The organism is Desulfosarcina sp., from assembly GCF_046496365.1.
Lineage (GTDB): Bacteria > Desulfobacterota > Desulfobacteria > Desulfobacterales > Desulfosarcinaceae > Desulfosarcina.
In genome coordinates, this window is the sequence record NZ_JAWOHB010000052.1 from 1 (window position 1) to 11,944 (window position 11,944).

Consider the following 11,944-nt stretch of genomic DNA (forward strand, 5'->3'; position numbering starts at 1 on the left):
CGGCAGTTGAGTACAAGGAGATCGCCCGCCTGTTGGCGCGCAATACAGTGATATCAAAAGGACTGAGTAAAAAACTGGTGCTAATGGCCGGTTACAGGAACCGCATGGTACATTTTTATCATGAGGTGACAGATGAAGAATTATACACCATCCTGACCAATAATTTACCGGATATCCACATGTTTGTTCAAGAGATGGGGGCGTTTCTGGAAGCCTATAACGCCTTCAAACGAAATGACCGCCTGTCCTGAAAAATCATTATAGTTGGATGACGAGTGCCCCCTTTATGAGGTAACGGATGAAGAGCCAACACCCAAACGATCCAGAAGGCCGCGCTGTATGTTCAGGATGCCTCTGTCAGGATCCGCCACCCGTGAGAGCAGTTTCCCGTGCGCCATTTCATCCGTCCTGAAATGATGCGGGACTATCTGACCTTGCGTGTCAACGGATTGACGTCGGCCATAAAAGCGATTGCTTAGATTTAGAAAAACTCAAGGGCAAACCCTTCCGCATTGGTCCACAGCACCCGGGCCCGCCGTTTAATGGTTTTCCGGCCATTGGTGAAAGGAATGCTGATGGTGACCACATCGCCCTGGTAGATCTGGTTTGCCGCCAGGGTCATCACGAACGCACCACCCATGCTGATGTCTTTCAGCGTTCCGGCAAAGGCTTTACCTCTAAGGGAGAAGACAACATCGCTGCTGTAGTTTTTGCGTTCATAGCGTCTTCTGAACTCACCGGTCCCCATTTGGGTGCGCTCCCTTTCGCGGTCGATCCGAATACAGCCCACTTTGACGAAGCAAAAGGCATTCCAAATGTGTTGGCTACATCCGATTTTAATTGGATTGAGAAAATGAACTATACCGAAAAACTTTTACATTTATCTGTTTTTGCAGGAAAATTGGCTGCGGCCGCAAGGTTCAACCGGGTTCGCGATACAGCGCCAGAATGCCGGAACGGGCCACCTTCTTGATGCCGATGGGCTCAAGCAGTCGCAGCAAGGCTTCGATTTTTTCCATCCTGCCCGTCACTTCGATTATGTAGTGGCTGAGCCCCGTATCCACGATTCGAGCCCTGAAATTCTCGACGATGCGCTGAATTTCAGATCGATGCTGCTCGTGTGCCTTGATGCAGATCAGGGCCATTTCCCGTCTGACCGCCTCATCGCCGGTCATGTCCCTGACCTTGATCACGTTGATCAGCCGCCGCACCTGCTTCATGATCTGCTCCATCTGGTCGGGGGTCGTGTTGGTGGTAATCGTGATGCGGGACATTTCCGGGTTGGCGGTCGGAGCACCGCAGATGGTTTCGATGTTGTACCCGCGACTGGCAAAAAGTCCGGATACCCGGGCGGTTACACCCGGTTCGTTTTCCACCAGCATGGTGATGGTGTGTTTTTCGGTTTGCATGCGATCGTCTCCACCGCGCAGGTTAAAAAGTCCACCGGAGTCAGGGAAAATGCTGCTTAATAGCAAAAAAGGGGCGCCAGGGCAAATTATTAGAAAGCAGTCCAATCAACCGCCCCGGCGATGGACACCCGGGGATTTTCCGGCATCAAACCTGTTCAACCGGGAATAGCGCCTGGGCGCCTTTTCTCAACCGGTCCCACGATCCGCAGCGGCTGGCCGGATGGGTCGACCGCTGCAGTTCTGCCAGTACGTCAGACACGTAGGCCGCTTTGCGCATCCCCACCAGAACGGTGGAGACGCCGGTGGTCGATACCAGTGCACGAATGGCTTTCTGGCTCAAACTGCCGGGTTTGGCCCAGTCATCGTCAGCCTTGGCAAGCAGGTTGAGAATTTTCTTCTCAATGGCCAGCGCATCATCGGCATAGATCGACCCCACGGCCCGCAGGGCGAGGTCGAGGGTTTTCTGGTGGGAAATGATCCAGTCGGCCAGGTCGGGATCATGGTCGGCATGGGGGGTTAAAAAGTCCATCACGCCCTGGATGCGGGGAAGGAAGATGCCGTCCTTGGCTTCGCGCCAGCGCTCATGGGAGCCAAAGGTCCGCCAGTGATGTTTGAGGGTTTCGGCAACGCATGCCTGCTGCTTGATGCGGACACGCAGACCGTCGGGGAGGTCTTCCATCCCCGGAAGAATCCTGCGCCACAACCGGGTTTCACTCTGGGCCAGATCTTTGATGCATTGGATGATATCCTTGTAATCCATGCGGCTGCGCACGTCGATGTCGGCCAGGCGCACCATCCGTCTTGCGGTAAAAGCGTTCAATGGGCGGTTGATCAGTACGCCGAGGTGTTTTTCCCGGGCTACATCCAGAACTGTCCGGCCGGTCGGTTGGTTTTTTTGGGTGGCTGCACCGGTTTCGAAAAGATTGAAAGGCAGCTGTACCACCCTAAAAAAATGACCCTGGCCGATGGATTCGGCAAGCTCCCATACACGCTCCAGCGCCGTGAATTCAGGATCATCGGCGGCTGCAGGGAAGGTATTGGAGCTGATGCCGTACGACCGGATACGACCCCGTTGCACTTCCCCCTCCAGATGCCGGAAAGCCTGATCGATCCGACGATAGTACGCCTGCGTTGCGCGCTCATGATCCATTGCCTGCCGGTGCGCCCACCCCAAGAAGTACTCGGGGTTGTGGAGCAGGTATACATCCAGCGTTTCCAACCCCAGCCGATCCAAAGACCGACCGATCTGGTCGGCGAGAAAGACCGGGTGAATGCAGTGTTCCAAGCCATCCGCGTATTCCACAACCTCTTCAAAGCCATTGCCGTCGCGTTTGCGCTGCTGATTCAGCGCATAGTTGTTTCCCTGAAGGTAGCCGCCCTTGGAGACAACCACGACCTGCTCCCGGGCGATGCGGCCCGATGCGACGAGGTCGGCGAGTATCTCACCGACCAGTTGCTCCGACCCGCCGTCGGCGTAGCTGGCGCTGGTATCGATGAGATTGATCCCGGCGGTCAGGGCTTCTTGAAGGGCTTGGGCATGGGCGCTCACACCGGAACTGACCCGGTAGCAGCCAAACCCAACGCGGCTCACCAAAAGGTCTGTGTTTCCGAGTCGGTTGAATGTCAGACGGGGAAACTGCTCGGCAAGGGACTGTGTACCGGCGGGTGTGGCGTATCCGGAAATCATGGCGCGCTCCTTTCGTCGGTGCCTCTCCCCAAACGGGCGGACGCGGTGGGTTATGTTTGCCGGCGTTCGGAAAGGGTTTTTCGTTCAGCCTGCAATTCAGCAAGCAACCGCACCAACGGCCAGGTTTCAGACGTCGGCGTCAGGACCGCCCACAAAGGCGGCTGCATACCGGTCTTGCGGCAGACGGTCATCAGGCCATGAAGCTGGTTTTCCGTGATGCCGGAGACGATGATGGCACGGGGAAGATCCGATCCCGAGCCCCCTCCGCTTCCATCGGGTAGCCCGAGCAAAGCCAACAGGGTCTCTTCTTGATGGTCTTGGTTGGCCCAGACACGGGCAACGTCCTGGAGGCCGGCCAATTGGAGAACGGCCATGAATTTGGGCTGGGCCGAAGCGGGAAATCCGCAGAGCAGAAGCTTGGGGGGACCGTACATGCGGTTGTCCGAGTGTTGGACCTTTTCAAAAGCACCGTTCGTCATGGTATAGCTCCGGTGGTGTCGTTGTGGCTGGCCGGGCCAGGGGTCAATCCAAAGCGGCCGTCTACCCGATCATGGATGCCCAGGGATGGCGAATTTCAATCGCCCGGTTCAGGTAACATTTTCCAGCTCCAAATGACGTTCAAGCCATTTTTCGATGACCTGCAAATGGGTTCAAACACCCCCACAGCCTGTCATCCGGGCATGCTTGCGGGTGCCGGGATACTGCCGGCACAACGCGGGCCTGACGTCATGGATGGTGCACGCATACCGATCCCGGTCAGGCAGCCTTTTCAACCAGGGGCATGTCTGCGCAAATTGGTTGGTCCCCGGCCTGATCCAGATGCGGCAGGCGGTGACCCGGCCATTGTGCCGGACCGTTCCCACCCAGTCGAGGATATCGGTTCTTTCCAGTTCCTGCCAGCGTTGATAATCGGCCAGGCTGCACCCGTCATGGTAGTTCAACGTCCGGCAGCAATGACCGCACTGGATGCAAACAAAGTCCGCCATATCCGTCTTGACCCAGATACCGGGCGACGAGGCCGGTCGGGAGCCTGAAGCGGCTGTGGCCGATGCCCCGAACACCTGGGTGCTGATGCGGGCCAGGCGCTCCGGATCCGGTGGCGACCGCTGCAACTGATCCAGGATGCGCTGTTTGAGATCATCCTCACTGGCTGGGATCAGCTTGGCCTGGCTGTGGATTTTGGCCCACAGGGTTCGGTTGCCCGTATCACGCATGATATAGGCCGCTTCACCAAAAACCATGGGCCATATCACCGCCAGCAGGTTGAACTGGGAAGGATATTGTGCAAAAGCCATACGAACGGCGTCCAGCGTCTCGTTGATCGTGAGAAAGAGCCTCTCTTTGTCCGGCATTTCAGCTCCCCTATTTTTAAACCCGGGCTGGAAACGCAATGGAACGATAAAGGCTACCACGCTTAACAAATTTTCACAAACCCATGGCTCGTCTGTGCTCGGCATGGCCACCAAAATTTCTTGATTCTCATATTGACGCAAGCGAGCTTTTACAATAAGTTCGTGCCAATTATCCTGTAACCGTCGATTTATCGCACCAATTCCATAACCAGGGGAAAATGCATGCACGACCACCAACCGGGTGCGCAAGCACCAGGATATAGTCCGGTCAACCGGTCTAAAAAACCGAAAAGGAGCACATGAACCTATTTTTCCTGTCCACACTGATCATTGTGTCAGGCGGCATACTGCCCCTTTTTTTGTCGAGGCACTTTAACCTGATGAAAATCACCGGGGTACTCGGCATCGGCACCGGATGCGCACTGGGTGCTCTCGACGCCTTGTCCAAGCTATCTCACGATGGATCCGCCAGCGCATCGATGGAATACATGAATGCGATCGCACTCGCCTTTTCAATTGACGGATTGTCCGCCTTTTTTCTGCTGGCCATCTTTGCGATTTGTCTGCTGGCGGCAATCTATAGCTTCCACTACATGGACAACGCGGAAAAGGCGCTTCAAACGGCCACCAACTACTTTTTCTTCAGTCTATTGGCCTCCTCGATGGCCCTGGTGGTGGCGGCCGACAACATGATCACCTTCATGCTCGCCTGGGAAGTCATGTCCATCGCCTCCTTCTTCCTGGTGATCCATGATCATCAGACGCCGGAAAACAGACAAGCCGGCTACCTCTATTTTATCTTTTCCCATGTGGGTGCCATGTTCATCCTGGCGGCTTTCGGCGTCCTCTACGGACATACCGGCAGTTTCGGGTTTGATGCGGCCGGTCTTTCCGATTCGACCAAGATTCTGATTTTTGTGCTTGCCTTTATCGGTTTCGGTTCCAAAGCCGGTGTGTTTCCCTTTCACGTCTGGCTGCCGCATGCCCATCCGGCGGCACCATCGCACATTTCCGCGGTCATGTCCGGTGTAATGATTAAAACCGGCATCTACGGTATCCTCCGAATATACAGCATCCTGAATCTGCATACGCCGCTGTTCGGAGAGATGGTGTTAACTGCCGGAATGATAACCGGTATCCTGGGGGTGGTATACGCGCTCGGTCAGAACGATATCAAAAGGCTTTTGGCCTATTCAAGCGTTGAAAACATAGGCATCATATTGATCGGCCTGGGAGTTGGGATGATTGGGGTGGCGCTGGGCAATCCGATCATGGCCGTGCTCGGTTTTTGCGGTGGGCTGCTGCATGTGTTGAACCATTCCATCTTCAAGTCCTTGCTGTTCATGGGTGCCGGCGTCGTGGTTCATAAAACAGGGACCCGATCCATCAATATGCTGGGAGGCCTGCTTAAAAACATGAAGATCACCGGCGCTGCTTTTCTCATCGGATCCCTGGCCATCTCGGGGCTTCCGCCCTTTAACGGTTTTGTAGGTGAATTTTTCATCTACATGGGCGGATTCAGAGGGGTGGCAGCCGACTCCCGGGCTTTTGTGGTCAGCCTGGCTGCCATTGTCAGCCTGGCGGTTATCGGTGGATTGGCCCTGGCCTGTTTTACGCGGTTGATGGGCATTGTATTCCAGGGCGAACCTAGAAGCCGGGCCGCTGTGAATGCCAATGAAAAAGGTCCCGCCATGCTGGTCCCCATGATCATCCTGGCCGGCGCCTGCCTGATCATCGGCTTCTACCCGGGTGCATTCATGTTCATGGCCTTGAAAGCGATGGCACCGCTCAATCTGGGATATGGCCGTATCCCGATTGAGCCCTTTGCCCAGATGTCCAGCCACATAACCATGGCGGCCACGCTGTTCTTAGCGCTTTTCTTAGCTGCCCTGGCTTTCCGCAAGCTTCTGTACCAGGGCAAATCCATCGGCCGTTCCGGCACCTGGGGCTGCGGATTCACTCAGCCCACGACCCGGATGCAATACACCGGAACCTCCTATGCCGCTTCGATCCTGGAATTTTTCAAGCCGGCAGCACCGCTTGAAGAGACCCATCCACCGGTTAACGGCCTCTTTCCGGAAAAAACCTATTACCGGAGCCGGGTGCATGACATCATCGAGTTGAACATGCACCGGACCATCGTGAATCCAGTACTGTGGCTGTTCGAGAAGCTACGCTGGATTCAGCACGGTGATATTCATCTGTACATCGGCTACATCCTTGCAGCCATCGTGATCCTGCTGTTTTTCGTTTAGAATGAGATGCCTTGAATTTATATACGGTTAAGGACCGTGGCCATGCGTGTCGACCCAATAAAAAATGAGAAAATTCTATGATTGAATCCATCCTGCTGTGGATATTTGCCGTGGTGACAGCACCATTTTTCGCCGGTGTCATTTTTAAGGTGAAAGCCTTTTTCGGCGGCCGCAAGGGTTCTCCGGTATTGATCAACTACTACACGCTGATCAAACTGTTTAAAAAAGGATCGGTGTACAGCACCAGCACCACCTTTATCTTCAGGTTGGGGCCGCTGGTTTCCTTGGGATCCGCAGCCACTGCGCTGCTTTTTTTGCCCATCGCCGGACATCTGCCGGTCCTCTCCTTTAACGGGGATGTGATTTTCATTCTTTACCTGCTGGGAATCGGGCGTTTTTTCACCATCGCCGCCGCCATGGACACCGCTTCACCTTTCGAGGGTATGGGAGCAGCCCGGGAGGCCTATTTCCCGATTATCTGCGAAGCCAGCACCTTCATGATCCTGATCCTGTTTTACCGGCTGACCGGCGACCTGAACCTGGCCGCCTATTTTTCCGGCGGACAGCCCTTCGGCTTTTGGCAGACCGCCGGATCGCCGATACTCTTCGTGGTCATCGCTTTTTTCATCATCCTGCTCACGGAGAATGCCCGGGTACCGGTGGATGACCCGGCGACGCATCTGGAGTTGACCATGATTCACGAGGTGATGGTGCTGGATCACAGCGGTCCCGATTTGGGCTGCATCGAAATGGGTGCGTTTCTCAAGCTGTTTTTCTACGCATCCATTGTCTCACGCCTGATTTTCCCTTTTGAAATGGGGAACGCGGCCTTCAACCTGGCCCTGTTTTCACTTGGCCTGCTGAGCGTCTATGTAGCTGTGGGCGTCACCGAATCGGTCACGGCACGCTACCGCATGGACAGGGTGCCCAAATTTGTGCTTACCTCTTTTGCCCTGGCCTTTTTTGCAACCGTCATCACCCTGGAGTTTTTAAAATGATTCATCCGGTCGATACCATTTTATCCCTGGCGCTGCTGTCGATCCTCTTTTCTTTCGGATCCAGTCGCCTGCCGGGCCTGATCAAGGTGCTGGCATTTCAAGGAGTTGTGGTGTGCATCGTACCCCTTTTCATCGGCCAGGGCATGTCCACCGGCGGCATCGTCTTCACCATTGTCACCTTGAGCATCCGCGGCATCATCATTCCCGGGTGCATCTACCTGGCCATCAAACGGGTCGCCATCGCGCGCGAGGTTGAACCCATCGTCGGCTACCACGCCTCCATCCTGGCCGGACTGCTGCTTATCGTGGGGGCCACGTTTGCCAGCCACCGCATCAATGTACCCTACGGCAGCGTGAGCGCCCTGCTGCTGCCCACAGCCATCTCACTGCTGGGAGCGGGCATGTTTCTGCTCATGGCCCGGCGCAACGCCATTGCCATGGTTCTGGGTTACATCATGATGGAAAATGGCATCTACCTGGTGGGCACCACCTTCTCCGTGCGGGCCCGCCACATCGTGGAATTCGGCATTCTGCTGGACGTACTGGCCGGCGTGATGATCATGGCCGTCATCCTGCAGAACATCAAACAGACCTTTGACGACGTGGACACGGCACGCTTGCGAACCTTAAAGGAATAGGTGGCCATTTCATGCTTGAGATCGTTTTTCTGATACCCCTTTTCACCGGCACCGCCGCCTTCTTTCTTCCCGCTAAGATCGGGCGGCCCCTGCTGGTATTCACCGGAGCGATTCACCTGATCCTGTCAGTGATGGTATGGTCCGGTGGGCTGTTGCCAATGCTTCCCGAATACTTTGCCGTGACGCCCGAAGGGCTGCTCTCCCTGCTGGTGATTTCCCTGCTCTTTTTCCTGATTTCCATCTATACCATTGCCTATCTCAAGGCGTCCGCCCTCCAGAGGGAACACATCTTCACCGGATCCATGCTGCTGTTTCTGTCCACCATGACCATGGTAACCCTCTCGGACCATATTATGGTCATGTGGATCGCCATCGAGGCCACCACCCTGGCCAGCGCACCACTGATCTACACGCACCGTTCCGCAGCCTCACTGGAGGCGACCTGGAAGTATGTGCTGATCTGCTCGGTGGGCATTGCCATGGCACTTCTGGGCTCGGTTTTGGTTACCGTGGCCATGGACGTGGGCCAGGTGGACGCGCCGATCTCCTTTTCGGCCATGGCGGCGGTGGCTACACGCATGGATCCCATGTGGTTGAAAGCCGGCTTCGTCTTCATTCTGGTCGGCTACGGCACAAAGATGGGGCTGGCACCCATGCATACCTGGTTGCCCGATGCCCACAGCGAGGCCCCCAGTCCGGCATCTGCCCTGCTTTCCGGCGTGCTGCTCAACTGCGCCTATCTGGGGATCTTCAAAACCAACAAGATCATGCACGCTGCCGGCCTGGCCGATTTTTCCGGCCCGATCCTCATTGTCTTCGGCCTGGTCTCCATCGTGGCCGCAGCCACCTTTATTCTCAAACAGACCGAATACAAACGCATGCTGGCCTACTCCAGCATCGAGAACATGGGCATCATCGCCTTCGGCACCGGCATCGGCGGGCTGGGTGCCTACGGAGCGATGGTCTGTCTGATCCACCACAGTCTGATCAAATCCAGTCTCTTTCTCACCTCCGGCAATATTCTGCTGGGCTTCGGCAGCCGGATCATCAACCAGACCGGCAATCTGGCAGGCCGCATGCCCAAAACCTTTGTGGCCTTTTTTGGCGGTTTCGCAGGGATTTCAGGCTTCCCACCTTTCGGCATCTTTATCGGCGAACTGTTTATTATCATGGGTGCGTTTCGAACCGGGCACTATGTGGGCGCGGGTGTGTTTATCCTCAGCCTGTGCGTGATCTTTGCCGGATTTGCCAACAACATCATGAAAATTTCCTTTGAACCCTCGGATGCAGTTATCCGGATCAAGGAAGAAGCCAGTCTGATCTGGCCGCAATATGCGCTGTTGACCCTGTCCATAGGGCTCTGTTTCTGGATGCCGGACACCTTGTACCGGACGATTATGGATGCGGTGAGCGCCATCGGTGGAGGGTTTTAATGACCATGAATTTCAAAACGATCGTCAACGGAAAAGCCATCGCTATTGAAGACATCCCCCATCTCTCATTGGATGACTTTTCGACCCAGGCAGTTGAGATCGTCTCCGGTGGCGGCAGCGTGGTCCAGTTTTTCGCTTTCGAAACCCACGGCAGCATCCGACTATTGGCCGTATTGCGCACCGATGTACTGCTTGTCGCCTTGTGCGATGCGCCGGAAAGCTATGCGTCACTGACAAAGAAATGTGAACCGTTTCATATGTTCGAGAGGGAAATCGCCGAGCAATACGGCATCCGGCCCGAGGGCCATCCGTGGCTGAAAATGGTGCGCTACCAACCCAACTGCCGCGGCGCGGCGGATGTCTTCGGCAACGACTACAGCCAGGACATTCCAGGAAAATACGACTATTATGCGGTAGCAGGCGATGAGATCCACGAGGTGGCCGTTGGTCCGGTGCATGCCGGCGTGATCGAGCCCGGTCATTTCCGTTTCAACTGCATCGGTGAACGGGTGCTGAACCTGGAAATCCAGCTGGGTTACCAGCATCGGGGAGCGGAAGAACTGCTTCTGCAGGCGGACCGCAAACGGCTGCCGTTCATCGCCGAAAACATCGCCGGCGACACCTCCGTGGGCCATGGCCTGTGCCACGCCCAGGCCATGGAAGCCCTGGCCGGCACCCCTACCGACGACGGTTCCAGAATCATCCGCACCATCGGCCTGGAACTGGAGCGCATTGCCAACCATGTGGGTGATCTGGGCGCCTTGAGCGGCGACGTGGCCTTTCTGCCGCCGGCCAACTACTGCGGTCGCATGCGCGGCGATTTTCTCAACATGTCCCTGGTGATGTGCGGCAACCGCTTCGGCAAAGGGTTGGTAAGGCCCGGCGGCGTCCGATTCCCCTTGAACGACGACAACCGCCGTGATCTGAGCGCCCGCATCAGGGAGCTCAAACCCCAGGTAAAACATGTCATCCAACTGTTGCAGTCAACATCCAGCGTCCGCTCCCGTTTTGAAGGCTGCGGCGCAGTGAGTCGATCCGATGCACAAAAACTGGGCCTTGTGGGACCTGCCGGCCGCGCCTGCGGCATCCCTTACGATGTCCGGCGAAGCTTCCCCACCGAGCAATACGGCAAGCTGAACATTCCTGAAAACAGTGAACCTACGGGAGATGTGTGGGCCCGGGCCAAGGTGCGTGCAGACGAGGTGATGCAGTCCATTGACATCATCGAATCGCTGCTGAGCAGACCGGTGGAGACCGCAGTCATCGACGCGGCCGACATGGTCCTGGCGCCGGATTCGTTTGTGGTTACGCTCAACGAGGCCTGGCGGGGAGAACTGTCCCACTGCACCGTAACGGATGCTGCCGGCGGCATCCGTCGCTACAAGATCAAGGACCCATCCTTCCACAATTGGAACGGCCTGTCCATGTCCTTGAGAAATACTGGGATTTCAGATTTCCCGCTCAACAACAAGAGCTATAACCTGTCCTATTGCGGGTTTGATCTTTAAGCTGAGAATTTCTCTTTTATTAAAACACCGACACATGATCGTGGCACAGTGAGTCCATTATGCTAAACATACTGAGAAACAGGTTCGAACAAGGGTGCAAAACATCCAAGTACCCGAAGGAAAAAGTCCAACTGCCGCCCCGCTACCGGGGTCGGCCGCAAATCCATCCGGATGCACCGGCGGATGTGGCTGCCGCATGTGCGGCGGCCTGCCCCCAGGAGGCCATCGACCCGGCTGGCAGGACCATCGACATGGGCCGCTGCGTCTTCTGCGGAACCTGCGAGCGCCTGTCCAAGGGTCGCTTCGTGACCTTCACCCAGGATTTCGCCATCGCCGTGGCCGAGAAGGAACATCTGATCACTGCGGGTGATATTCCGACCCTTGCCGAACACTCCCGGCAGCATCTTAAAAAGCTTTTCGGACGCTCACTCCAGCTTCGCCAGGTATCGGCGGCCGGCTGCAATGCCTGTGAAGCAGACCTGAACGTGCTGGCCACACCGTTTTTCGATCTGGCCCGATTCGGAATCAACTTCGTGGCCTCCCCGCGGCATGCCGACGGCATCGTGGTGACCGGCCCGATTTCGCGCAACATGAAAACCGCTCTGCTGCAGACCTACGAGGCCACCCCAAAGCCGCGGGTGGTGATTGCAGTGGGCAGCTGCCC

12 protein-coding genes are annotated in these 11,944 nt (G+C 56.2%); 7 read left to right on the forward strand and 5 right to left on the reverse strand.

The window, feature by feature from the left end:
• Positions 1-251, forward strand: a 251-nt coding sequence (locus tag R6V78_RS04170) for a DUF86 domain-containing protein (protein WP_410288074.1), incomplete at its 5' end; no start/stop codon positions are given.
• Positions 252-481: 230 nt separating this feature from the next.
• Here R6V78_RS04170 and R6V78_RS04175 read toward each other — a convergent pair.
• The 5 genes from R6V78_RS04175 to R6V78_RS04195 all read right to left on the reverse strand — a co-directional run bounded on the left by R6V78_RS04175 (position 482) and on the right by R6V78_RS04195 (position 4,448).
• Positions 482-748, reverse strand: coding sequence for a PilZ domain-containing protein (locus tag R6V78_RS04175; RefSeq protein WP_410288075.1), 267 nt, complete (start codon positions 746-748; stop codon positions 482-484).
• A 172-nt stretch (positions 749-920) separates the two neighbouring features.
• Positions 921-1,409 carry an acetolactate synthase small subunit gene (gene ilvN / locus R6V78_RS04180; RefSeq protein ID WP_410288076.1) on the reverse strand — a complete coding sequence of 163 codons (489 nt, stop codon included), beginning with the start codon at positions 1,407-1,409 and terminating at the stop codon, positions 921-923.
• A 145-nt stretch (positions 1,410-1,554) separates the two neighbouring features.
• On the reverse strand, positions 1,555-3,096 hold the full coding sequence (locus tag R6V78_RS04185) for an aldo/keto reductase (RefSeq protein WP_410288077.1): 1,542 nt from the start codon (positions 3,094-3,096) through the stop codon (positions 1,555-1,557).
• Positions 3,097-3,146: 50 nt separating this feature from the next.
• The gene (locus R6V78_RS04190; protein ID WP_410288078.1) at positions 3,147-3,575 is read right to left on the reverse strand and encodes a DUF3783 domain-containing protein; all 429 of its coding nucleotides are present in this window, start codon (positions 3,573-3,575) and stop codon (positions 3,147-3,149) included.
• A 171-nt stretch (positions 3,576-3,746) separates the two neighbouring features.
• The gene (locus R6V78_RS04195; protein ID WP_410288079.1) at positions 3,747-4,448 is read right to left on the reverse strand and encodes a YkgJ family cysteine cluster protein; all 702 of its coding nucleotides are present in this window, start codon (positions 4,446-4,448) and stop codon (positions 3,747-3,749) included.
• Positions 4,449-4,747: 299 nt separating this feature from the next.
• Here R6V78_RS04195 and R6V78_RS04200 point away from each other — a divergent pair, with 299 nt between their 5' ends.
• The 6 genes from R6V78_RS04200 to R6V78_RS04225 all read left to right on the forward strand — a co-directional run.
• Entirely contained in the window at positions 4,748-6,703 is a 1,956-nt protein-coding gene (locus R6V78_RS04200; RefSeq protein ID WP_410288080.1) for a proton-conducting transporter membrane subunit, read from the forward strand.
• Between the two features lie 77 nt (positions 6,704-6,780).
• Positions 6,781-7,701 (forward strand): respiratory chain complex I subunit 1 family protein, encoded by a 921-nt coding sequence (locus tag R6V78_RS04205; protein WP_410288081.1) that lies wholly within the window; start codon positions 6,781-6,783, stop codon positions 7,699-7,701.
• A complete protein-coding gene (locus R6V78_RS04210; RefSeq protein WP_410288082.1) occupies positions 7,698-8,339 on the forward strand; it encodes an NADH-quinone oxidoreductase subunit K in 642 nt (213 codons plus the stop codon). The genes R6V78_RS04205 and R6V78_RS04210 overlap by 4 nt, the downstream gene beginning before the upstream one ends.
• An 11-nt stretch (positions 8,340-8,350) precedes the next feature.
• A complete protein-coding gene (locus R6V78_RS04215) occupies positions 8,351-9,772 on the forward strand; it encodes a proton-conducting transporter membrane subunit (RefSeq protein ID WP_410288083.1) in 1,422 nt (473 codons plus the stop codon).
• A gap of 5 nt (positions 9,773-9,777) precedes the next feature.
• On the forward strand, positions 9,778-11,280 hold the full coding sequence (locus R6V78_RS04220; RefSeq protein ID WP_410288084.1) for an NADH-quinone oxidoreductase subunit C: 1,503 nt from the start codon (positions 9,778-9,780) through the stop codon (positions 11,278-11,280).
• A gap of 59 nt (positions 11,281-11,339) precedes the next feature.
• The coding region (locus R6V78_RS04225) for a hydrogenase (RefSeq protein WP_410288085.1) at positions 11,340-11,944 on the forward strand (605 nt) is incomplete at its 3' end.